Origin of the sequence: Actinoplanes sp. URMC 104, from assembly GCF_051386375.1 — a bacterium.
Classification (GTDB): domain Bacteria; phylum Actinomycetota; class Actinomycetes; order Mycobacteriales; family Micromonosporaceae; genus Actinoplanes.
The window spans coordinates 1,770,903-1,793,326 of record NZ_JBPQTO010000011.1 but is presented as its reverse complement, the minus strand read 5'-3'; the positions used below and the strand labels follow the sequence as shown (position 1 = coordinate 1,793,326).

The window sequence follows — 22,424 nt, the reverse complement described above, 5'->3', positions numbered from 1 at the left end:
TCTCCAGGACCCGGCCATCATAGGGGGACTGCCGTCGGCGTCGATAGTTCGCAAGTGACTCTTGTGGATAACTCCCGTCGCGGTCCGTGATCAACCTCTCGGAGAGCGACGACCCTCTATCGCGGCGTAGCCGACGCCCGGCTCGTACACGCCTGCGGCGACGTCGCGAACTGGTTACCGCTGTAGACCGCCACCACCGCGAAGCAGTAGTTCAGTGTCCGATTGAGCCCACTCATCTCGAACGATGTCCGCCCAGGCACCAGCGTCCCCACCGGCTTCAGCTCCTGCTCCGGATGACCCATGATGACCATGAACGACACGGTGCCGTCCGTCGGGTCCTGCCACGCGATCCGGACAGCCGTCCCGTTGTCGGTAAGCTTGACGTCGCTGGGCGGGGGACCGGCCAGAGTTGGCACATCGGGCCCGTTGCCCGGGTCACTCGTCCGGTTGGCGAGCACGAACACCAGCGCCGCCACCGCGATCACCGCCGCCAGCACCGCGGCGATCGCCGCGAAGACCCCGAGCCCCTTGCGCCCCGTCGTGGTCGCGCTTCCTTGCCCGTACGCGGTGACGCCCCCCATCGCCGCAGCCGGGCCGGGCTGGGGAAGTCCCGGCATGTTCCCGTACGCCGGCCCGCTGCTCGGCGGGTTGGGATAGGGCGGCGCGCTCGAATAGCTCGGCCCGCTGCTCGGCGCTTCCGGATATGCCGCCCCGCTGGCGGGCGTGCCCGGGTAGCCGGGTGTCTGCCCGCTGGTGGGTGCGCTCGGATAGCTAGGTGTCTGCCCGCTGGTGGGTGCGCTCGGGTATCCCGGCGTCGCCCCGCTGGAAGGCGTACCCGGACGGCCGGGCGCAGGCCCGCTGGTGGGCGCGCTCGGATAGCCCGGCGCCGACCGCTGCGTAGGCACGCTCCCGACCTGCGGCGGCGCTTGATACCCCCGCGGCTCGACGACCGGCTGGGCGACGGTCGGCTCGTCGATCGGACTGCTCCGCGGCGCAGGCACCCTCCTCCCCGGCGTCGCGTCGGCCGGCGGCCCCGTCCACACGTGCTGGTTGCCCGCAGACGGCGGCTGCACAGTCTGCCCGCGAGGCTCCGCCGGCACCGCGCTGATCACAGTTGTCGGCGCGTCCTCCTCGCCACGTACGGGAGCCCCCAGATACGCCCGCGCTCGGGCCACCGCCGGATGCTCCCCACCCAGCGCCGCAGCCCCTAGCTCCGCCACCCGCCCGAACGCCTTACGCGCCTCGTGCCGGTTGCCCAGCTCCTCCGCCACCACCCCGATGTCGTGCGAGATCAGCACCATCAGCGGATCGGCGTCCCCCAGCCGCCACTGCCCGGCCGCGTACGCCTCCTCCAGCACCCGCCTGGCCGCCGACGGATCGTCCGCTTGCTGCAGCACCGTGCCCAGTTCGTAGGCCGTGCGCAGAACGTCCGGATCGTCCTCGGAGAGGTTCACCTTCCCCAGCTCGACCGCCTGCTCGAGCAACGCCCGGGCCGCCGCCAGGTCCCCGGCCGAGGCCAGCGCGTGCGCCCGCTGCCGGGCAGGTGCGAGGGGTGAGGGCTGAGACACCCCGCCATGCTGCCCGCTACCTTGCGTCAATGCCAGGCCACCCCCGCCGGCTCCCCGCCTATGCCCCGCTTTGTCCCCACCCCCACCCTCCCTGCATCCCCCTGTCGAGGCCGTGTACAGTTCTCTCCTGTGCGGCCCGCCGGGACGCCGACTCCGTCGGCCCCGACAGGCTCGCAGTGCAGGTCCGGGTGGCGGAATGGCAGACGCGCTAGCTTGAGGTGCTAGTGCCCTTTATCGGGCGTGGGGGTTCAAGTCCCCCTCCGGACACACACCAAGCAAACGGCCGAGGTCGGCGATGACCTCGGCCTTCAGCGTCTTTGAACTCGGTTTGCAGGTCATCCGGAGCCCAATGCGGCTGTAGAGTTCCGCCTTGTCGCGCGGGTCCGGCCTCCCGAGGACAGTTCCTGCTCGTCGCGGCGGTTGGTGGCGATGTCGCCGCCTTGCCGTAAAAGATGACGCAGTCGGCGCGGTTCCCGGATTCGACGACGTTGAGGTTCTCGAGTTCGCGCGGGCGCGCCATCCGGCGAGCACCCGTGTGGCGACGTCGTCGAACAGATCACCGGGCAAGCCGATCGTCCGGGTTGCGCACAGCTTGCGGATTTCGGCGACTATCGACTCCAGGCTCACGTTGCCCGACACCGAGTTGAGCAGTGCAAGCAGCGACTCCTCGCCGGCGTCGTCGTCCGGGACGTCGACCGCGACCAGGTGCGTACGTGGCCCGCGACGGCAACTGGCGGCCTAGCCGCGATCGGGGCGGTCAGTGCCTGGACGGCCTGGTGCGGCACCGAGCGCACGCTCCGGTCGATCCACCCGGTCGCAGGCGGCTGGATCCGCTCGGCCGGGCAGCGCACCAGCACCTCGTCGCAGCCCAGCTCTGGGTGCCGCTCGACCTTGCACACTGCGGCGGCCGTGCGAGCAACCAGATCCTCAGCTGGTCAGGACCCATTCGGCGCGCACTCATGGGCAGCGGGCGAAGAACTGCTGCGGCGTGCGGCGGATAGCATCGATGGTAATCGTCACGCACGCGTTGTGGTCGAGCATTCTGTTGATAAGAATGATGTCCGCGCCGATGGTAGCGGCGGTGATTTTGCCGATACCCGGGATGAAGCCGGATCCGATGCCTACGACGCCGATCCCGCCTGCGAAATCTCTTGTCTCCCTCTGGTCCAGGTACCAGGTGCACTTGACGCCGGACCAAGTGCACTTGCGCCTGGCGGCTTGGGCCGGGGCGGCCGGAGAGGCGAGCGTGAGGGCGGTGATCGCCGCAAGGGAGGCCGCGGCGGTAGCCGGCATTCGGCGCCTGAGGATGCTGGAAGACATTCGATTCCTAAGGTCAAAAGTACAACTTTTCCAATCGTCTCAAATCACAATATTTGCCGCATCTCTCTCAAGGATGATCACCCGGGCGGTGATCACGACGATCTGGAGCGGCTGGTCGCTGCGCCGGCGGAAGGGGCATCAGGGCGCCTGGCCGGCATCATTCGAGCCCTGGGCGACGTGTTCTCCTCCGTCGCCGGCCATCGTCACCCTCGTCGCTGTACTCAATTCCCGCAGCGGCGACTGGCCCCGGAACCAATCGGATCCGATGAAGGCCGGAAGGCAGGTTTGGAAAGGTGCGCGTCACGATTACCGGGTGATGAGCATTGCCTGTGGCTGCGCACACGTCGTCAACGTCGCCCGCGAGAAACGGCACGGACCAGTTCGACAGGCGCAGATCTCTCACAGGCTTGAGGCAGTTCGTTGAGCGCCTTGATCCGATCGTCCCGTCGGATGCACGGGTCATGGCCTGCTGAGCGCCGCGGTGGTGCGCCGGACGGCCAGGGTGGGCGACAGCTTCACGTGGACCGTCCGGCGTTCCCGGTCGGCGATGCGGGCGACGAGCAGCCGGGCGGCGTCGGCGCCCATCTGGCGGCCGTCCTGGTCGACGCTGGTCAGCGAGACCGGGCCGAACGCGGCGAGCGCGCTGTTGTCGTAGCCTGCCACCGAGATGTCGCCGGGCACGGACAGGCCGGCCTCGGCGATCGCCTCCAGGGCGCCGAGCGCGACGACGTCGGCGCCGGCGAAGATGGCGGTGGGCAGCCGCGGGCGGGCCAGCAGTTCCTTGGCGCCGAGGTATCCGCCCTCGTGGGTGTAGCTGGTCGAGGCGATGTCGATCTCGGCTTCCAGGCCGCGGCGGCGCATCGCGTCTTTGTAGCCCTCGGCGCGCTGGGCGTTGGGCATCTCGGCGAGGCGTACGCGGTCGGTCTCGTGGTGTTCGATGTGTGCGATGCGCCGGTGCCCGAGGTCGGCCAGGTGGTCGACGACCAGGGCGGCGCCGGCGACGTCGTCGTCGGTGACGGTGTCGTAGGCGGGTGACGAGCCGTGCCGGCCGACGACCACCGTCGGTACGCTGCAAGCCACCTCGGTCAAACGCTTCTTCGCCGACACCGGGGCGATGAGGATCAGGCCGTCCATGTTCCGGTCGGTCATCGCGTCGATGACGCGGGCCTCGGCCTTCTCGCCGTTGCAGCCGGGCGCGATCAGCACCTGGTAGTCAGTACCGCCGAGCTGGGCCGTGATGCCGTCGATGATGTCGGCGAAGAACAGGTTGCGCAGCTCCGGGATCATCACGCCGATGGTGTAGGTCTGCCCGCGCAGCCCACGCGCGGCGGCGGAGGGCCGGTAGCCGAGCTCGGCGATCGCCTGCTGCACCTTGGCGCGCATGGCCGGGCTCGCCCCGTACGCGTTACGCAGCACCTTGGACACGGCCGTCGTGGAGACCTGAGCGTGGCGGGCGACGTCGACGATTGTGATCCGCCTGGTTGACGGCTTGTCCATGGGTCCGAGCCTACTGATCACTCGGCCGCACCCGCCGTCGAGTGCCGAACGACCAACTTGGGGGAGAGCCTCACCTGGGTCGTCGGACGAGCGGGGTCGGCAATGCGGTCGAGCAGCAACCGCGCCGCGGTGGCGCCGATGCGGTGCCCGTCCTGGTCGACGGTCGTCAGCGAGATCGGCCCGAACGAGGCGAAGGCGATGTTGTCGTAGCCGGCCACCGAGAAGTCTCCGGGTGCCGACAGCCCCGCCTCGGCGAGAGCGTCGAGCACCCCGAGGGCAACGACGTCGGCACCTGCGAAGATCGCCGTCGGCGGCCGCTGACGGGCGAGAAGCGCACGAGTGCCGAGGTAGCCACCCTCGCGGGTGTACGACGTGGAGACGACATCCTCGGGCAGGCCGTGAGTGCGCATGGCGTGGCGGTAACCGTCGGCTCGCACCGCATTGGGCATCTCCGCGAGGCGGACCGGATCAGTCTCCGCATGTTCGATGTGAGCGATGGCGCGGTGTCCAAGACCCACGAGATGTGTCACCACGAGCCCCGCGCCACCGAAGTCGTCGTCGGCGACGGTGTCGTATGCACCGGAGTTGCCGTGCCGGCCGATGACCACCGTCGGCACGGTACGCGCGACGTGCTCGAGGCGAGAGCGCGCCGATATCGGCGCGATGAGGATGACGCCGTCCATGCTGCGGTCGATCATCGCGTCGGCGACGCGGGCCTCGCTCTCCTCGTCGTCGCAGCTCGACGCCATGAACAGCTGGTATTCGGAACCGGCCAGGTGGTCGGCGGCGCCGTCGAGCACGTCGGCGAAGAAGGGGTTGCGGACGTCGGGCAGCATCACGCCGATCGTGTAGGTGCGGCCGCGCAACGCACGCGCGGCCGCCGAGGGGCGATAGCCGAGCTCGTCGATCGCGGCGCGTACTCGGCTGCGCATCTGCGGGCTCGTGCCGTACGCCTCCCGCAACACCTTGGAGACCGCTGTGGTGGAGACGCCTGCTCGCCGGGCCACGTCGACGATCGTCACCCGTTTGACCATGCGCACTCCTCATCGTGTAAATCGTTGCCCACTCTAAGGACTGCTGCCGGAGAAGGCCAAGGCCAGGAGAGCAGACGAATCAGCCACGTCGAGGTCTTGACGGCGTTCGGCACGCGCTCGTAAGGTCGGCGAAACATTTGGAAAACGTTACCCACGTCTCACCCCCCGCATCTGAAACGCTTCAACGAAGTGGGTTCCCGTGACACTCGACGTGAAAGACCCCCCGGCGGCCAAGACCGTCACCGCGGCCCGATCCGGTGGCCGGCGCACCGCACCGCCCTGGTGGTTCGTCCTTCCGGCCCTGTTGCTGTTCGCGTTCGTCGTGCTGGTGCCCAGCGCGCGTGGCGTGTACTACGCCTTCACCGACTGGGACGGCCTCGACCCCGACTTCGCTGTCATCGGCCTGCGCAACTTCACCGACATGCTCAGCGACGGCGACGCGTTGTCGGCCGTCTGGCACACCGTGATCATCGCGGTGGCCATCACGGTGATCCAGAACGGTATCGGCCTGCTGCTCGCCCTCGGCGTCAACAGCATGATCAAGACCCGGAACTTCCTGCGCGTGCTGCTGTTCGCGCCGGCGGTGGTCACGCCGATCGTCACCGCCTACCTGTGGCGCAACCTGCTCGGCCCGGACGGCGCGGTCAACAGCCTGCTCGGCGCGGTCGGCCTCGGCTCCTGGCGGCAGGACTGGCTCGGCGACCCCGACCTTGCCCTCTGGATGATCGTGCTTGTCGTGGTCTGGCAGTTCGCTGGCTACTCGATGGTCATCTTCCTGGCCGGCCTGCAATCGATCCCGCGCGAGATCTACGAGGCGGCCGCCATCGACGGCACCGGAGCCGTCCGCCGCTTCTGGTCCATCGTCCGGCCGCTGCTGGCGCCGGCCATCACGATCAACCTGATGCTGTCGATCATCGGCGGCATCAAGCTCTTCGACCAGGTGTACGCGCTGACCGGCGGCGGCCCGGGCCATGCCACCGACACCATCTCGACGCTGATCTACAAGGACGCCTTCACGCTCGGCGAGTTCGGCTACAGCATCGCCCTGGCCGTCGTCCTGACGATCATCGTCGCGATCGCCTCCGGCGCCCAGTACACCGTCCTCAACCGCAACGAGAGGGCGGCGTCATGAACCGCTACACCAGGCGCACGTTCGCCCTCGAAATGGTCATGGTCGCCGTCGGCATCATCTTCGCCTTCCCGGTCTACGTGCTGGTCAACCTCGCGATCCGGCAGCCCTCGGACAACTCGTCGCCGATCAGCCCGACCACCTCGCCCACATTCGCCAACTTCAGCGGGGCGTGGCGCGAGGCCGGGCTCGGCGGCGCCCTGATCAACAGCGTGGTCGTCACCGCCGTCAGCACGGCTATCGTCCTCGCCGTCTCCGCGCTCGCCGCCTACCCGCTGGCGAGAAGCGCGGCTCGCTGGTCGCGCGGCACGTTCCTGCTGATCATGCTAGGGCTGATCTTGCCGTTCCAGCTGGCGTCGTTGCCGCTCTATCAAACGGTGCGCGATCTGGGTCTGCTGGGCTCGGTCTGGTCACTCGTGCTGTTCTACGCCGGCCTGCAGGTCCCCTTCACGACCTTCCTGTACGTCGGGTTCCTGCGCGCCCTGCCCCGCGACTTCGAGGAAGCGGCGTCGATCGACGGCGCCACGCCGTTCACCACGTTCCGCCACGTCGTGCTGCCGATGCTCAAGCCGATCACGGTCACGGCCCTGGTGCTCAACGCCGTCGCGGTCTGGAACGACTTCTTCACCCCGCTGCTCTACCTCAGCGGCAGCGACCAGCAGACCGTGCCGGTCGCCGTGGCGGGCTTCGTCGGCCAGTTCGTCTCCGACTGGAACCTCATCTTCGCCGCCCTGCTGATCAGCATCATCCCCGTTCTGGCGGTCTACCTCGCGCTGCAGCGCTCCATCATCAACGGCTTCGCCGGAGGGCTCAAAGGATGACACCGTACGGCCTCACGACCGAACAACTCACCGAGCCGCTCGGCCTCGGCGAACCCCGGCCCCGGCTGTCTTGGAAACTGCGATCCGACCGCCACGGCGCGGCGCAGAGCGCGTACCGCATCACCGCGACCGTGGAAGGCCGGCTGGTGTGGGACAGCGGTCGGCGCGACAGCGACGAGACACTCCTGATCGAGTGGGACGGCCCCGCCCTTCAGTCGGCGACCCGCTACCAGTGGCGCGTCGAGACGTGGGACGAGAACGGCCGACCGGCCGGCCACGCGCAGAGCTGGTTCGAGACCGGCCTCCTGCACCGCGAGGACTGGACCGCCGTGTGGATCGGCCGCGACCCGGTCGGCCTGCCGATGGTCGACCCGCCCAGCGACGAGGAACGGTCGTTTCCCGATCCGGCTCTGGCACCGCTGTACCTGCGGCGCAGCTTCGAGGTGGCGGAGCGGCCGGTACGGGCCCGGCTGTACGCCACTGCCCGCGGCGTCTACGAGCCGAACCTCAACGGCGGCCGCGTCGGCGACCTCGTGCTGGCCCCCGGCTGGACCGAGTACCACCACCGGCTGCAGTACCAGACGTACGACGTCACCGAGCAGGTACGCGTCGGGACCAACGAGATCGGCGCGATCGTCGCCGACGGCTGGTGGAGCGGGCACGTCGGCTTCGACCCGAGCCGGCCGGCCCGCCACTACGGCCTCGCGCCGGCCTACCTCGCGCAGCTCGTCCTCGATTTCGCCGACGGATCCCGCCGGGTGATCGCCACCGACAGCACCTGGCAGGAGGGTCCCGGTGCCATCCGGGCGGCCGACCTGCTCATGGGCGAGTTCGTGGACGCCCGGCAGTCGCCGCAGTTCCGGCCGGTCGCGGAGCTCGACCGCGAGCCCGGGCCGCTGGTGGCCGAGCCGGACCGTCCGATCCGGGTCACCGCCGACGTTCCCGCCGTGGCGGTCGACGGCAACATCGTCGACTTCGGGCAGAACCTGACCGGCCGCGTCCGGCTGCGGATCCGGGGCGCTCGGCCCGGGCAGCGGATCGTGCTGCGGCACGCCGAGGTGCTCGACGACGGCGAGCTCTACGTGGCCAACCTGCGCCGGGCCAGGGCCACGGACACGTACGTGTGCGCGGGCGGCGACGAGGAGCTTTTCGAGCCGCGGTTCACCTTCCACGGCTTCCGCTACGCCGAGATCACCGGGTATCCCGGCGAGGTGACGGCCGATGACGTGACGGCTCGCGTTCTGCACAACGACACGCCCTTCACCGGGACGTTCACGTGTTCCGACCCGATGGTCGAGCAGTTGCAGGCCAACATCGTGTGGGGGCAGCGGGGCAACTTCGTCGCGGTACCCACCGACTGCCCGCAACGCGACGAACGGCTGGGCTGGCTCGCCGACGCCCAGGTCTTCGCGCCGACCGCGACCCGCAACGCCGACGTGTCCGCGTTCTTGGCTCGCTGGATGAAGGACGTGGTGGACGGCCAGGACGCTGACGGCGCGTTCCGCGACATCGCGCCGGTCATGGTGTTGGACCGGGAGGGCGCGCCGGCGTGGGGCGATGCGGGCGTCATCATCCCGTGGCTGCTGTGGCGCACGTACGGCGACCGGCGCACGCTCGAGCGCAGCTTCGACGCGATGGCGGCCTGGATCGGGCACATCCGCCGGCACAACCCCGATCTGTTGTGGCGCAACCGCACCGGCAACTCGTACGGCGACTGGTTGCAGGTTGACGCCGAGACGCCGCGTGACGTTCTTTCCACCGCCTACTTCGCGTACAGCACGCGGATCGTCGCCGACGCCGCCGACGTGCTCGACCGGCCGTCGTCGGAGTACCGGGCTCTGCACGCCGCAATCAAAGAGAAGTTCATCGAGACGTACGTCGGGGACGACGGCAGCGTCGAAGGCGGTACGCAGACTGCGTATTTGCTGGCCCTGGCCTTCGATCTGCTGCCGCCGGATCTCGTCGGTCCTGCCGTCGAGCATCTGGCCGCCGACGTCGAGAAGCGCGGCAACCGGCTCACGACCGGCTTCGTCGGGGTGTCCCTGCTGTGTCCGGTGCTGACCGAGCACGGCCGCGCGGACCTGGCGTACGCGTTGCTGCACCAGGAGGAGTTCCCGTCCTGGGGCTACTCGATCCGGCACGGCGCGACCACGATCTGGGAGCGCTGGGACGGCTGGACCGAGCACGGCGGCTTCCAGTCGGCCGCGATGAACTCGTTCAACCACTACAGCCTGGGCAGCGTCGGCGAGTGGCTCTACGGCCGCGTCGCCGGCATCGACCAGGCGCCGGGCTCGGTCGCCTACCGGGAGCTGCTGCTGCGGCCCACGCCGGGCGGCAAGCTCACCTGGGCCCGGGCCGAGCAGGAGACCGTACGCGGTTCGGTCTCGTGCGGCTGACAGGTGGACGGCGACCAGATCACCGTCGTCGTCGCGGTGCCACCCGGCAGCACCGCCGTCCTCGAGATTCCCACCCCCGACCCGGGAAGCGTCCGCCACGACGACGCTCCCGTCGCGGCCGAACCTTCCGCCCACGGCGCCACCGTGCGGCTGACGTCCGGCCGTTTCACCCTCACCGCCACCTCTCATTGATCTCCAACGCAGGAGCGATCATGAAGACACGTAGATTCGCGGCCGTCGTCTCCGCCTTGACGGCGGTCACCCTTGCCGCAGCGTGCAGCAGCGGCACCAACGCCAACTCCGGCTCCGACAGCGGCGGCGACAACAAGACCCTCACCCTCGCCTCGGTCGACCAGGGTTCCATCGAGGAGGTCATCAAGGCGTTCGAGGCGGCCAACCCCGGCGTGAAGGTCAACTTCACCACCAGCGGCGCCGACCAGTACCAGGCCCAGATCCGCACCCAGCTGTCCTCGGGCACGGCGCCCGACGTGATGACCGTGTGGCCCGGCAACGGCAACCCTGGCGCCACCTACGTGCTGGCCAAGCCGGGCTACCTGCTCGACCTGTCCGACCAGCCGTGGGCGGCCAAGCTACCCGACGCGTTCAAGCAGGTCGCCCAGTACGAGGGCAAGACCTACAACGCGCTGTTCGGCCTCAACGGCATCGGAGCGGTTTACAACGACGAGGCCCTGTCCAAGTCCGGCCTCAAGGCGCCGACGACCTGGACCGAGCTGCTCGGCTTCTGCCGCGACGCCGCGGCCAAGGGCACTCCCGCGTACGCGCTGGGCATCCAGGACAACTGGGTCACCCAGTTGGTGCTCTACGGATTGGCCGCCACCGTGGTCTTCGGCCAGGACAAGGACTTCAACACCAAGCTCGCCGCCGGCCAGACCACTTTCGCCGGCTCCGCCTGGACCCAGGCCATGGCCAAGTACCAGGAGATGAACACAGCCGGCTGCTTCCAGAAGAACCCCCTCGGCACCAGCTACGAGGCCAGCCAGACTCTGGCTGCGACCGGTAAGACGCTCGGCATCGTCCAGGGCAACTGGATCATCGGGCTGCTCAAGGGCAAGAACCCCAACGGCAAGTTCACGATGACTCCGCTGCCGGCCACCGACGATCCGACCACCTTCCTGATGCCTGCCGCCGCGGGTGCCGGTTACGGCGTGAACGCCAAGGCCAAGAACAAGGAGCTGGCGCTCAAGTTCATCACCTTCGTCATGTCGCCCGAGGGCATGAAGCTGTTCAACGAGAAGCAGGGCAGCCTGCCGACCCTGCCCGACGCCGGCACCACCGTCGACCCGGGCCTCAAGCAGCTGACCACCTTCGTGCAGGAGAACCGCACCGTGCCGTTCATGGACCAGCTGTGGCCCAACGCCAAGGTGCAGCAGACCATGCTCAGCGGCCTGCAGGAGGTCTTCAGCAACCAGGCCACCCCCGACGCGGTGCTCAAGGACATGGACGCGGAGTACAAGAAGGGCTCCTGAGGTGACCGATTTCCCGGAGGACTTCCTGTGGGGCGCCGCCACCGCTGCCCACCAGGTCGAAGGCGGCAACACGAACAACGACTGGTGGGACTTCGAGCACGATCCCACCACCGCGGCCCGGGAGTCCTCCGGGGACGGCATCGATCACTTCCACCGCTACTTCGAGGACTTCGAACTGCTGTCCTCGCTCGGGCACACCGCGCACCGCCTCTCGGTGGAGTGGTCGCGCATCGAGCCCGCGCCCGGCGAGTTCAGCCGGGCCGCGCTGGCCCACTACCGGCGCGTCCTCATGGCGCTGCGCGACGAAGGTCTGACCGCCTTCGTCACGCTGCACCACTTCACGCTGCCGCGCTGGTTCGCCGCCCGCGGCGGGTGGCTGGCAGCCGACGCCACCGCCACCTTCGCCCGCTACGCCGGTCGCGTCACCGCCGAACTGGGCGAGCTGATGCCGTACGTCTGCACCATCAACGAACCCCAGATGATCGCCCTGCACGGCTATCTCGAGGGCTACCACCCGCCTGGCATCGCGAACCCGGTCCTGTGGAGACGGGCCGGCGAGGCCTTGCTGGAGGCCCACTTCGCCGGCGTCCGGGCCGTGCGCAAGGAAGCGTCCTCGTTGACCGGCCTCGCGGTGCAACTGCCGTTGCTCGCGCCGGCCCGCGAGGACGACGCCTGCCGAACCCTGTACGAGCACCTGCAGTACGAGATCGTCGACCGGTACCTCGACGGGCTCACCGGCCCCGACCGCGGCGACTGGCTCGGCGTGCAGTACTACCGCAAACAGTGGGTCGACCCGGCTTCGCCCACCTGGTTCGGCACGCCACCGCCCGGAACCGAGACGACCCAGATGGGCTGGGCCGTGCACCCCGACGGGCTGCGGCAGATGCTGCACCACGCCGCCCGCACCGGACTGCCCCTCTACGTCACCGAGAACGGCATCGCCACCACCGACGACACCGAACGCGTCACCTACCTGCACACCCACCTGGCCGCGCTGGCTCAGGCGATGGCCGAAGGCGTCGACGTGCGCGGCTACCTGCACTGGTCGGCCTTCGACAACTTCGAGTGGAGCGAGGGCTACCGCCCCAGGTTCGGGTTGATCGCCGTCGACCGCGACAACGACTTCGCCCGCATCCCCAAACCCAGCGCCCACGCCTTCGCCCGCGTCGCCGCCACCCACCGGCTCGACGCCCTTCCCAGGCTCGTCAGTTCCCCACCACGGATGGAGTAGGAATCTGATGTCCCCGATCAGAAGACCCGTGATCCTCACGACGACAGCGCTACTGCTCACCCTCGGAGCCGCCGTGCCGGCCCAGGCCCACTCCGGATCCGCCGGCGGCGTGCGTGTTACCCGGCTCAGCGTCGACGGCCGCTACGACTCCCCGCTGGGCCTCGACAACGTCCGCCCCACTCTGGCCTGGCAGATGACCCAGACCGGCGACTGCCGGCAGCGGGTTTGCGCAGCCGACCGGCAGACCGCGTACGAGGTCCAGGCTGCCTCCACCGTTGCCGAGCTGCACGCCGGGCGGCTGCTGTGGCGTACCGGAAAGGTCGCGGGCGACAACCAGCAGGTGCGCTTCGGCCGCGACCTGCGCTCCCGGGACACCGTCGCCTGGCGCGTACGAGTATGGGACGCCAACCGCAAAGCCTCCGCCTGGTCAGCCGCGTCGACTTGGACCACCGGCCTGCTCAACCAGGCCGATTGGGGCACGGCGCGCTGGATCGACTACCCGGACCGCGCCGAGAACCAGCCGATGCCGATCTTCGCTCGCCAGTTCGCCGTGCCCCGGAGCAGGAAGGTGGCCGACGCCCGGCTCTACCTCTCCGGTGTCGGCCTGCACCACGCCACCGTCAACGGCCGCGAGATCACCGACGAGGTCCTCGCCCCCGGCAACTCGAACTACCAGCTGTCGAGCGAGTACCGCACCTACGACCTGACGTCCGCGCTGCGCTCCGGTGCCAACGCCGTCGGCGTCGAGCTCGGCAACGGCCCGGCCTACGTACGCCGCAGCGTCACCAACCCGGCGGTCGGCCGCACCTCGCCGTACTCGTGGTGGCAGAGCCAGCTCAAGGGCAACGGCACCCTCACCGCCGACGCCCCGGCCGGCGCCACCAGCATCGCGGTCAGCGACACGGCCGGCTACCACGTCGGTGGCACCGTCAACGTCGACACCGGCGGGGGAGGCGACCGGCTCGAGTCGCGGGTCATCACCGCTGTTTCCACCGGGACAATCGCGTTCACCCCAGGTCTGACCGGCGCGCATGAGGCCGGTGCCAAGGTCACTGGTTCGGGCAACAACATCGCCGCCAGCGACGCCTCGGCCGGAGCGGCCGTCACCCCGCGCTTCATCGGCCGCCTCGAGATCCGGTACCGCGATGGCAGCCGCGAGACGATCGTGACCGACCGGTCCTGGCGTACGGCGCTGGGCCCGCTGGTCACCGACGCCTGGTACTCCGGCTCCGACTACGACGCCCGCCGCGAGCAGCCCGGCTGGAACACGCCGGGCGCCGACCTCGGCGCGTCCGCGAAGCGGCGCGACGGCACCGCCACCGGCTGGATCGCCGCCGGCATCGCGCCGCCGCCCAACCTTGCCACCAAGCTGGTGGCCCGCACCGCCGAGCCGATCACCGTGCAGGAGACGTTCAAGCCGGTGTCGGTGACGAACCCGGCCCCGGGCACCTGGGTGTTCGACTTCGGCCAGAACATCGTCGGCTGGCCTCTTCTGCGGGCGAATGAACTCCCGGCCGGCACGACCGTGAAGATGCAGCCGGCCGAGTCGCTCAACCCCGACGGCACGGTCAATCAGGCCTCGCTCATGGGCGGGGGCGGCTCGCGCGGGGTCGACCTGTTCAACACCTACACCGCCGCGGGCGGCCGCACCGAGACGTGGCACCCGAACTTCAACTACTTCGGCATGCAGTGGGTCCAGGTCAGCGGCCTGCCCGCGGGGTTCACACCCACCAAGGACCTGATCACCGGCGTACGCCTGCAAGCCGACACGCCGATCGCCGGCACGTTCAGCTCCTCCAACGCGCGCGTCAACCGTGTCCACACGATGTCGCGGTACTCGTTCGCCTCGAACATCATGAGCGTGTTCACCGACTGCCCGGGCCGCGAGAAGCTGTCCTACCCGGCGGACTACACGATGCCGATGGGCGCGATCCACCGCGACTTCCAGCTCAACGCCTTCATGAAGACAACCATGAGGCACCTCGTCGAGGGGCAGTCCATCGCGGACACGCCGATGGCCGGCAACGTCGCGCTCAAGACGCCGGTGTACGACTGGGGCTACAGCGGCCGCTTCGGCGACGAGATCAACTGGGGCAACGCGATCGTGCTCGTCCCGGCGATCCTGCATCAGCTCTACGGCGACACCGCCACGATGAGCGCCTCGTACGACCGGCTGGTGCGCTTCGTCGACTACATCCAGCGGCAGAAGGTGGTCGACGGCTACTACGTCGACGCCGCCCTGGCCGACTGGGTCAGCGCCGAACCGGTCTCCGGCCGCATCACCGGCACCTGGGGCTACTACCTCACGATCCAGTCGATGGCCCGGATCGCCGCGCTGACCGGGCACACCGCCGACGCTTCCCGGTATGCGGCGTTGGCCGAGGAGATCAAGGCGGCGTTCAACCGCGCCTTCTTCGACGCTTCGGCTGGGCGCTACGCCGGGCCCCAGACAGCGCAGGCGCTGGCCCTCGACGCCGGGCTGGTGCCGGCGGGGAGCGAGGGCAAGGTGCTCGACGCTCTGGTCGAGCAGATCTATGCGTTCCACCCGAATGGCACCGGGCCGCACTTCAGTGGCGGCACCATCGGGATGGGCCCGATCGTGCGGGCGCTCATGAACGGCGACCGCGACGACGTGCTGTGGGACGCTCTCCAGCAGAACGACGAGCCGAGTTACGGCTACTTCATGGAGTCGACGCCGGCCAACCCGGGCGGCATGACCACCATCGGCGAGCGCTGGAACCGCGGCGACTCGAAGAACCACATGATCCTGGCCCAGATCGAGGAGTGGTTCCACGCCGGCATTGCCGGGATCCAGGCCGCGCCGGGCTCGGTCGCCTACGACCGGCTCGTCTTCAAGCCCAAGCCGGTCGGCGACTTGACGAAGGCGAGCGGCTCCTACGAGACCCCGGCCGGCTCGGCGCGCTCGGCGTGGACGAAGACCGGCAACCACTTCGCCCTCTCGGTCACCGTGCCGGCCAACACCCAGGCCGAGGTATGGGTGCCCGCGACCGACAAGCGCCTGGTCGACGCGTCGAGCCGGGCGGTGTTCCAGAGCTCCCAAGGCGCGTACGTCGTCTACACCGTGTCGTCCGGATCGCACACCTTCACGGCACGTTCGGCTTCCTGATCCGCATCACCCGGGGCGCCGCCGTTCGCGGCGCCCCCTCGACTCGAGGAGATCCCTTTGAAGATCACCCGCAGGGCCATGATCGGAGGGTCGCTCGCCGCGGCCGCTGCAGTCGGCCTGCCGCTGCCGGCGCAGGGGCACGGAAGGGGCGGGACCGACGAGGCTGTCACCCGGTACGGCCGCGTGCGCGGCCGGCGTGAGGACGGCATCGTGAAGTTCCTCGGCGTCCCGTACGCCACGCCGCCGCTCGGCAAGCTGCGGTTCAAGGCTCCGAAGCCGCCGCGACCGTGGTCCGGCGTCCGGGACACGGTCAACTTCCCCAACCGCGCCTACCAGGTCGCCGGCGCCGAGATGGGCACCGGCCGCATGCCGGCACCCTCCGAGGACTGCCTCTACCTCAACATCTGGACACCCGCCGCCGACCGCAGGCGACGGCCGGTGATGTTCTACAACCACGGCGGCGGCTACATGATCGGCTCCGGCTCCGCCACCGGCCAGGACGGCACCAACCTCGCCAGGCTCTACGACGTCGTGGTGGTCGAGTCCAACCACCGGCTCGGCCTGCTCGGCTACCTGTTCCTGGGCGACCTCGCCGGCGGTGACCACGCCGCCAACCAAGGGATGCTCGACATCCTCGCCGCGCTGCGCTGGACCAGTGAGAACATCCAGCACTTCGGCGGCGACCCCGACAACATCATGGTCTGGGGCGAGAGCGGCGGCGGCGCCAAGACCGCAGCCGTCTACACCATGCCCGCCGCCGCACCGCTGTTCCGCAAGGCCTCCATCGAGAGCGCCGCGCCGCTGCGCTTCCCGACCCGCTCCGGAGCGACTGCCCGCGCTGAGCGCACGCTGTCGCTGCTGGGCCTGACCAAGGCGGAGATCCCCAAGCTGTACGACATCCCGGCCGCGCGGCTGCTCGAGATCCAGCAATCCGAAGCGGCCAACGGCGTCGCACCCTGGGGCGACCCCGCCCCGCTGCCCGGCTTCGGCGCCTTCGTCGACGGCCGGATCATCCCGCGGCACCCCTTCGCCGACGGCGCCGCACCCTGGTCGGCCGGCAAGCCGCTGATGGTCGGCACCTGCCGCGACGAGACGGTGTTCTTCAGCCTCTTCGGGCCGCCCGACATCTTCCGCATCGACGAGGCCGGCCTGCGCAGCCGGCTCAGCGGCACCTATCAGGGCGCCGAGCTCGACCGCATCATCGCCACGTTCCGCCGGTCGCGACCGGGGGCGACGCCGGCCCAGCTCTACTTCGCCATCACCACGTCACCGATCTGGCGCGACGCCATCAAGATCGCCGAAGCCAAGGCGGCCCAGCACGCCGCTCCGGTGTTCATGTATCAGCTCGCCTACCGGAATCCCACCGTGGTGCCCGGCACCGACTTCCCGCTCGGATCCCCGCACGCCTCCGACATCAACCTCAAGTTCGCCAACACCGACAAGAACCTCGACGACATCCTGTACGCCGACCGGTCGCCGGGACGGCTGGCCACCGCACGGCACATGAGCGGCTTGTGGGCCGGCTTCGCCCACACCAGTCGCCCGCACGCGGCCGGCGTACCGAGGTGGCCGTCGTACACGCCGAAGACCCGCTCCACGATGTGGATCGACGCGCAATGCCGCATCGTCGACGACCCGGATCGGGCTGAGCGCCTGTTCTGGGAGAACCGACCCTCCACCGCAGGATGACGGAGCGAGGCTGAGGGCCGGCCGTCACCGCCCCTCAGCCTCGCTCGTGTTGTCGATGGCCGCCGGCGAACCGCGGATGCCGAGGCCAGGCCAGACGCCTTCCGCTGCGCTCGCCACCCATGCTACGACGCAGACGGCGTAGCAGGGACGCACTATCGGTACACCCTGCGGACAGCTCGGAACGAATGAGGCGGTCGCTCGGCACCGCCGCCAGGGGGAGGTCACCGGTGGTGAGGCCGTCGTCCTCGCGGTAGCGCTCATACAGCGGGATCGGCGCCCCGGACGCCACGAAGACAGTGACCAGCGGCGCCACGGCGGCGTTGAAAGACAGAGGCCGGCGCGCACCGGGAAAAGCGACGTTCGTGGTCACCGCTTGTTCGCGACCTCGTACACATGGTCGGCGACCGGCTCCAGCCACGTCGTCGGGTCACTGCCGTCCGGGTTCGCCTCGAGCATCGCGAAATGGTTCATGAACGTGTCAGCGGTTGCGCCGTGCCAGTGCTCCTCGCCGGGCGGGCAGATCACGGTGTCGCCGGCCCGGGCGCGGACCACGCTGCCGTCGCGGGTGCCCACCAGGGCGACGCCCTCGGTGACGTGCAGGGTCTGACCGACGTCGTGCCGGTGCCAGTTCGTACGGGCGCCGGGCGTGAACCGCACCAGCGCCACGGTCATCCGCGACGGGGCGGACCCGAAGTAGATCGGCGTCATGTAGACGTCGCCGGTGAAGGTGGTTCCCGGCTGCTTGACGGTCGGGCTCACAGTCTTGAGTTCCATGGCTTTGGACAACTCCAGTCATCGGGCTCGTGGGAGGGCTTGGCGAAGCACGGCCCGTCTACGCTCTGCGACGTTGCATGACAGCCGACCTCGCATTTCGATCAACAGGCAAGGCGCAGCCCGCACCGAGTCGGTTGAGGCTTCGTTGTGCGGCCCGGCTGGTAACCGGTGCGGCAGGACCGTGCCGCGCGATTCGCACGAGCTCGTCCGGCGCCTGGTCACGAAGTCGCGCGTACTTCCGACCGGCTGTCGATGCGTCGAGCCTATGCCGCTCGACAGCGATCAGGGATTCCCTGTCGGTACACCCATCATCAAGGACTTCTTCGTCTGTGGGCGGGCACGTTGACTCGATGCGTAGGCCCTGGGGGGCGAGCCCGATCTGAGTGAACGGAGCACACCACGATGCGTGGAGTCGTCATGTACAAGCCCGGGGACGTACGGGTGGAACAGCGCCCGGACTCGGTGATCGTCGAGCCGACCGACGCGATCGTCCGGCTGGCCGCGACCTGTATCTGCGGCAGCGACCTGTGGCCCTACCGCGGCACTGAGCCGGTCGACCACCAGGTGATGGGGCATGAGTACGCCGGTGTCGTGGAGGCGGTCGGGTCCGAAGTACGTACCGTGAAGGTCGGTGATTTCGTCGTTGGCTCCTTCTGGGCGTCGGACAACACCTGCGAGATCTGCCAGGCCGGCTACCAGGCGTACTGCGTGCACCGCGTCCTGATGGGCACCATCGGCACCCAGGCGGAGTTGGCCCGCATCCCGCTGGCCGACGGTACGCTCGTCGCCACCCCGGGGCAGCCGTCGCCGGATTTGATTCCTTCGCTGATGGCGGCCTCTGACGTGCTCGGGACCGGCTGGTTCGCGGCCGTCGCCGCCGAGGCGGGGCCTGGCAGGACCGTCGCGGTCGTCGGGGACGGTGCGGTCGGCCTGCTCGGTGTCCTGGCCGCCCGGCAGCTCGGCGCCGAGCGCATCATCGCGGTCAGCCGCCACCCCGACCGGCAGGCCTTGGCGCGGGAGTTCGGCGCCACGGACATCGTCGCCGAACGCGGCGACGCCGGTGTCGCGGCAGTCAAGGAACTGACTGGCGGCCTCGGCGCGCACAGCGTGATCGAAGCCGTCGGCACGCAGCAGGCCATGATGCAGGCCATCGGGTCCGCCCGCCCCGGCGGCCACGTCGGCTTCGTCGGAGTCTCGCATGACGTCGCCATCCCCGGTGACGAGCTGTTCGGCTCCGGCGTGCACCTGCACGGCGGCCCGGCGCCGGTCCGGCGGTTCCTGCCCGAGCTGATCCAGCTGATCTGGGACCGAACGATCGACCCGGGCAAGGTGTTCGACCTCTGCCTGCCGCTCGACCGGGCAGCGGAGGGCTACCAGGCCATGGACCAGCGCACCGCCACCAAGGTCCTGCTCACCCTTTGATCGGGAGATGCCATGGTCACCGCACGCACGCACGACCGTCCGCGTGGCGTTGCCGGCGGTCCTCGGCCTGATGCTGGCCGCCTGCGGCGGCAACGGTCGGGCCGGCGCCCCCGGCGACGCAACGCCCACGACGGCGCCTGGCAGCACCAGCCCGGCCACAGCAGCGCCGAGTGCCACCGCCGCACCTCGAAGAGAGCAGATGAAGATCCAGATCACCATCAGCGGTCAGCGCCTGCAGGCCACGATCTTCGACAGCGATGCCGGCCGCGACCTGTTCGCCCAACTGCCGCTGACCATCGACATGACCGACCACGGCGGCGTGGAGAAGACCGGCCCACTGCCATCGCCCCTGTCCCTGGACGGCCAGCCGGAAGGTGCTGACCCCGGCGTCGGCGATGTCGGCTACTACGCCCCCGGCAAAGACTTCGTCCTGTACTACGGCGACCAGTCGTACTTCCCCGGCATCGTGGTCATCGGCCACCTCGACGGCGATGCCGCGAGCCGCATCGCCGACATGGGCGGCGCCGTTACCGCGACCGTCGAACCCGCCTGACCTCTCCGGGGGACATCATGAACCCCACCTAAGACCTCACCGGCCAGGTCGCCATGGTGACCGGTGCCGGCTCCGGCATGGGGCCGGCGACCGCGCAAGCGTTCGCTCAAACCGGAGCCGCGGAAGCTCGTCGATCGCTGCTGGTTGAGGCTGCAGCCGGGGGAAAGGCAAACCACCGGATTTGCGGATTCGCTCCCTCGCACTCTGTCAACGCCTCAGTGAGCAGACGCGTTTTGCCACGGCCTCCGGGCCCGGCAACCACGACGACTGCGGGATAATTGTTCGATCGGTCGAGCGCAGTCCGCAGGGCGGCAAGTTCGGCGTCCCGTCCGATGAGGGGTCCACGGTCGTTGAGCGGCGCGGACCTGCGCGCACATCGCGGCGCTGGTGCGAAACCGGGAGCGCAGCACCTCCCGCTGTGACTGGTGCCCGAGCAGCAGAAGCAGCGCCTGGTGGGCGGGGTCGGCCAGGTCGATCGTTCCATCGGCTTCAGGGAGCCAGACGGCGATGTTGTGCCGTTGGAAGAACGGCATCAGCTTGTGGAACTGGCGTCCGTAGAAGGCAAATCGAAGCCGGCCCGGGGCGGGCGTCGCGTGCTGTCCTCGAATGCATTTGCGGGCGGCGGTCTGCAGCCAGCTGTCGAGGAGGTCGTTGTTGTTGGCGTCAACAGGGGCGTCATCGCGATCACCTCATCCAGAGCCTGATACAGAACCAGACCTGGTTTCCCTTCGTCGATGACGCGATCCCAGCCGACGTCACCCAGGCGGCAACGACACCCGTCCGCTGAATTGACCGACGCCGAGAGGTCCCCCGTGCGCTGGTCTTCAGCGTTCGCCTGATCAACTGAACTGGCCAGTGAGCTCGTTCCATCACCGGACCGGCGAGTGGTCGCCGCCCCCTACGTAGGCGTCGACGGGTGCCATTTGAGAGTCAGGTGGCCTGTCCGGCGATGGTCACGCGGCTGTCTGTACATGTGTGATCACTGTCGCTCGGGCTGACGCCGGCTGTTGCTTTGTCCGGGCGTGCCGCGACGCCCCGCGTCTCCATGCCCATCCGCGCCAGCAGCGCGTCCAGGAAGCCCCGGGACGGGCACACGTTCACGCTCGACCTCGAACCGAGTGACAAGCTCACCGATCTGTCCGTACGGGCGGCCGGCAAGCGCGCCCATCTTCTCCCGGAGTTGTTCCGCCAAGCCGGCGCTGGGCGCATACGGCCGATGCGCCTGGCCAGGATGGGCTGGCTCCGGCCGGCGCCCTGGCTGCGACGATAACTATTACAGTCGCATTCGTGAGCGCAGATCAGGGTCTTGTCCGGGTGTCCGATTCGTTCGGCGTACGCCGTGCCCGAGCTGGATCAATCCTTGCGGATGACGGGACGAACTATCAGGTCAAGTGGGATGACACCGGTGAGGAAGAGCTTGTCCCACGGGGCGCCGGCGTTCACGTCGCGACGAGGGGTTCGCTGCGTTTCCTGGCTCTGTCCGACTCCCGGCTGTTCCACGCCGTCTTCGCCCAAGAGCCCCTCGCGGTGGTTCTCCACCTGTTGGCCGAGTCGTCGGTCCCGCTGAAGGTGCGGGAGATCCGGGAGCGTCTGGCCGAGCTCGGTCTCCGGAACGAGACCTGGGCCCGGCACGGGCCCCGGGCGCTGGCGGTTCTGCCCAAGTGGCCGAATGTCGTCCGACGGCAGAAGGGCGACACTCTGGCCTACGCCTGGGTGGGGGACGACCTTCCCGAACTCCCGTCAGCGGCCGAGCCTGACCCGGGGCCGGCACCTACGCCCGCGCCTGTGTCGAAGCCTGCTCCTTCTCCCGCCAAGCCGATCGCGGCTGCGACACCGGCCGAACCGGCTGTGCCGTCCGCCGAGCGCCTTGGGCGCCAGATGAGCGCCGCGCGGAGCCTCGGCGAGGTCGCTCGCCTGCTCACGCTCCCGAGAGAGTTCGTGGCTGAGTTGTCACCGGAGGTGGTCGCCTCCGCGCTCCGGCGGGTCGCCGCTGAGGACCGGCTGGTCGCGGGCTGGCTCGACGCCCTGACCGCCTCCGGGCCGATCGGTGCGCTGACCGAGGAACTGGCGACGGCCCGGGCGGCGAACGCCGCACTCCAGAGCCGGGTCGATGAGCTGGAGGAGTGGTGGACGGCCCTTGAGCAGAGCACCGATCCGGGCACCGCAATCCGTCAGCCGGGTAGCTGAGGAGCTCCTGGTGCGCCGGCTCGGAGTGCTGGCCTGGTTTCGCTTACCGCGCCAGGGCCGCGAAAGTTGAGGCCGTCGCCCGCGCCTTGCTCCTCGAACTCGACGAAGGCATCTACCGCGCCGTAGCCGCCACCACCCCTGGCGGCTACCCCGGCCTGCGTTGCGGGCAGCGCGCCTACGCCGTGCCGT

Annotated in this window: 18 protein-coding genes and 1 tRNA gene; 13 read left to right on the top strand and 6 right to left on the bottom strand. The window is 69.4% G+C overall.

All coding sequences use genetic code 11. The annotated features are described in order from the left end of the window. Nucleotides 1–116 precede the first annotated feature (116 nt). A complete protein-coding gene (locus ACSNN8_RS33975; RefSeq protein WP_436654210.1) occupies nt 117–1,568 on the bottom strand; it encodes a tetratricopeptide repeat protein in 1,452 nt (483 codons plus the stop codon). A 182-nt stretch (nt 1,569–1,750) separates the two neighbouring features. Between ACSNN8_RS33975 and ACSNN8_RS33970 the strand changes: the two genes are divergently transcribed. Beyond that, a tRNA-Leu gene (locus tag ACSNN8_RS33970) sits at nt 1,751–1,835 on the top strand. 690 nt (nt 1,836–2,525) lie between these two features. On the opposite strand, the gene ACSNN8_RS33965 is transcribed toward ACSNN8_RS33970, so the two are convergent. The 3 genes from ACSNN8_RS33965 to ACSNN8_RS33955 form a co-directional block, all read right to left on the bottom strand. Next, entirely contained in the window at nt 2,526–2,888 is a 363-nt protein-coding gene (locus ACSNN8_RS33965) for a hypothetical protein (protein WP_436654209.1), read from the bottom strand. 459 nt (nt 2,889–3,347) lie between these two features. Further along, the gene (locus ACSNN8_RS33960; protein WP_436654207.1) at nt 3,348–4,385 is read right to left on the bottom strand and encodes a LacI family DNA-binding transcriptional regulator; all 1,038 of its coding nucleotides are present in this window, start codon (nt 4,383–4,385) and stop codon (nt 3,348–3,350) included. A gap of 17 nt (nt 4,386–4,402) precedes the next feature. Next, nucleotides 4,403–5,419 (bottom strand): LacI family DNA-binding transcriptional regulator, encoded by a 1,017-nt coding sequence (locus ACSNN8_RS33955; protein ID WP_436654205.1) that lies wholly within the window; start codon nt 5,417–5,419, stop codon nt 4,403–4,405. A 199-nt stretch (nt 5,420–5,618) separates the two neighbouring features. Here ACSNN8_RS33955 and ACSNN8_RS33950 point away from each other — a divergent pair, with 199 nt between their 5' ends. Genes ACSNN8_RS33950 through ACSNN8_RS33915 form a run of 8 tightly spaced genes read left to right on the top strand, consistent with a single transcriptional unit; the run spans nt 5,619 to nt 17,299 of the window. Then, the gene (locus tag ACSNN8_RS33950; protein WP_436654203.1) at nt 5,619–6,551 is read left to right on the top strand and encodes a carbohydrate ABC transporter permease; all 933 of its coding nucleotides are present in this window, start codon (nt 5,619–5,621) and stop codon (nt 6,549–6,551) included. After that, on the top strand, nt 6,548–7,369 hold the full coding sequence (locus ACSNN8_RS33945; protein WP_436654202.1) for a carbohydrate ABC transporter permease: 822 nt from the start codon (nt 6,548–6,550) through the stop codon (nt 7,367–7,369). The genes ACSNN8_RS33950 and ACSNN8_RS33945 overlap by 4 nt, the downstream gene beginning before the upstream one ends. Beyond that, nucleotides 7,366–9,765 (top strand): family 78 glycoside hydrolase catalytic domain, encoded by a 2,400-nt coding sequence (locus tag ACSNN8_RS33940; RefSeq protein WP_436654200.1) that lies wholly within the window; start codon nt 7,366–7,368, stop codon nt 9,763–9,765. The genes ACSNN8_RS33945 and ACSNN8_RS33940 overlap by 4 nt, the downstream gene beginning before the upstream one ends. A 3-nt stretch (nt 9,766–9,768) precedes the next feature. Beyond that, nucleotides 9,769–9,957: a hypothetical protein gene (locus ACSNN8_RS33935; RefSeq protein WP_436654198.1), complete on the top strand. Its 189-nt coding sequence runs from the start codon at nt 9,769–9,771 to the stop codon at nt 9,955–9,957. A gap of 20 nt (nt 9,958–9,977) precedes the next feature. Next, nucleotides 9,978–11,252: an ABC transporter substrate-binding protein gene (locus tag ACSNN8_RS33930; protein ID WP_436654196.1), complete on the top strand. Its 1,275-nt coding sequence runs from the start codon at nt 9,978–9,980 to the stop codon at nt 11,250–11,252. A gap of 1 nt (nt 11,253) precedes the next feature. Continuing rightward, nucleotides 11,254–12,483, top strand: a complete 1,230-nt coding sequence (locus ACSNN8_RS33925; protein ID WP_436654194.1) for a glycoside hydrolase family 1 protein — start codon at nt 11,254–11,256, stop codon at nt 12,481–12,483. 7 nt (nt 12,484–12,490) lie between these two features. Continuing rightward, nucleotides 12,491–15,610, top strand: coding sequence for a family 78 glycoside hydrolase catalytic domain (locus tag ACSNN8_RS33920; protein WP_436654192.1), 3,120 nt, complete (start codon nt 12,491–12,493; stop codon nt 15,608–15,610). A gap of 57 nt (nt 15,611–15,667) precedes the next feature. After that, nucleotides 15,668–17,299 carry a carboxylesterase/lipase family protein gene (locus ACSNN8_RS33915; protein ID WP_436654191.1) on the top strand — a complete coding sequence of 544 codons (1,632 nt, stop codon included), beginning with the start codon at nt 15,668–15,670 and terminating at the stop codon, nt 17,297–17,299. 366 nt (nt 17,300–17,665) lie between these two features. Here the strand turns inward: ACSNN8_RS33915 and ACSNN8_RS33910 are convergent, their stop codons facing one another. Beyond that, on the bottom strand, nt 17,666–18,073 hold the full coding sequence (locus tag ACSNN8_RS33910; RefSeq protein WP_436654189.1) for a (R)-mandelonitrile lyase: 408 nt from the start codon (nt 18,071–18,073) through the stop codon (nt 17,666–17,668). A 417-nt stretch (nt 18,074–18,490) separates the two neighbouring features. Between ACSNN8_RS33910 and ACSNN8_RS33905 the strand changes: the two genes are divergently transcribed. Both ACSNN8_RS33905 and ACSNN8_RS33900 read left to right on the top strand, forming a co-directional pair. Further along, nucleotides 18,491–19,495: a zinc-dependent alcohol dehydrogenase family protein gene (locus tag ACSNN8_RS33905; protein ID WP_436654187.1), complete on the top strand. Its 1,005-nt coding sequence runs from the start codon at nt 18,491–18,493 to the stop codon at nt 19,493–19,495. Nucleotides 19,496–19,694: 199 nt separating this feature from the next. Continuing rightward, entirely contained in the window at nt 19,695–20,048 is a 354-nt protein-coding gene (locus tag ACSNN8_RS33900) for a cyclophilin-like fold protein (protein ID WP_436654185.1), read from the top strand. 106 nt (nt 20,049–20,154) lie between these two features. Here ACSNN8_RS33900 and ACSNN8_RS33895 read toward each other — a convergent pair whose 3' ends face one another. After that, the gene (locus ACSNN8_RS33895) at nt 20,155–20,532 is read right to left on the bottom strand and encodes an ATP-binding protein (RefSeq protein ID WP_436654184.1); all 378 of its coding nucleotides are present in this window, start codon (nt 20,530–20,532) and stop codon (nt 20,155–20,157) included. Between ACSNN8_RS33895 and ACSNN8_RS33890 the strand changes: the two genes are divergently transcribed. After that, nucleotides 20,474–20,752 (top strand): hypothetical protein, encoded by a 279-nt coding sequence (locus tag ACSNN8_RS33890; protein ID WP_436655610.1) that lies wholly within the window; start codon nt 20,474–20,476, stop codon nt 20,750–20,752. The two genes, ACSNN8_RS33895 and ACSNN8_RS33890, sit on opposite strands and share 59 nt — an antisense overlap. 583 nt (nt 20,753–21,335) lie before the next feature. Then, nucleotides 21,336–22,235: a hypothetical protein gene (locus ACSNN8_RS33885; protein WP_436654183.1), complete on the top strand. Its 900-nt coding sequence runs from the start codon at nt 21,336–21,338 to the stop codon at nt 22,233–22,235. Nucleotides 22,236–22,424: the final 189 nt, after the last annotated feature.

Bases quoted from the DNA above. Each gene is read 5' to 3' on its own strand.
- ACSNN8_RS33965 (WP_436654209.1), bottom strand. From the start codon at position 2,888: ATGTCTTCCAGCATCCTCAGGCGCCGAATGCCGGCTACCGCCGCGGCC.
- ACSNN8_RS33920 (WP_436654192.1), top strand. From the start codon at position 12,491: ATGTCCCCGATCAGAAGACCCGTGATCCTCACGACGACAGCGCTACTG.
- ACSNN8_RS33900 (WP_436654185.1), top strand. From the start codon at position 19,695: ATGAAGATCCAGATCACCATCAGCGGTCAGCGCCTGCAGGCCACGATC.
- ACSNN8_RS33895 (WP_436654184.1), bottom strand. From the start codon at position 20,532: ATGGAACGATCGACCTGGCCGACCCCGCCCACCAGGCGCTGCTTCTGC.
- ACSNN8_RS33940 (WP_436654200.1), top strand. From the start codon at position 7,366: ATGACACCGTACGGCCTCACGACCGAACAACTCACCGAGCCGCTCGGC.
- ACSNN8_RS33905 (WP_436654187.1), top strand. From the start codon at position 18,491: ATGTACAAGCCCGGGGACGTACGGGTGGAACAGCGCCCGGACTCGGTG.
- ACSNN8_RS33960 (WP_436654207.1), bottom strand. From the start codon at position 4,385: ATGGACAAGCCGTCAACCAGGCGGATCACAATCGTCGACGTCGCCCGC.
- ACSNN8_RS33910 (WP_436654189.1), bottom strand. From the start codon at position 18,073: ATGGAACTCAAGACTGTGAGCCCGACCGTCAAGCAGCCGGGAACCACC.
- ACSNN8_RS33955 (WP_436654205.1), bottom strand. From the start codon at position 5,419: ATGGTCAAACGGGTGACGATCGTCGACGTGGCCCGGCGAGCAGGCGTC.
- ACSNN8_RS33930 (WP_436654196.1), top strand. From the start codon at position 9,978: ATGAAGACACGTAGATTCGCGGCCGTCGTCTCCGCCTTGACGGCGGTC.
- ACSNN8_RS33945 (WP_436654202.1), top strand. From the start codon at position 6,548: ATGAACCGCTACACCAGGCGCACGTTCGCCCTCGAAATGGTCATGGTC.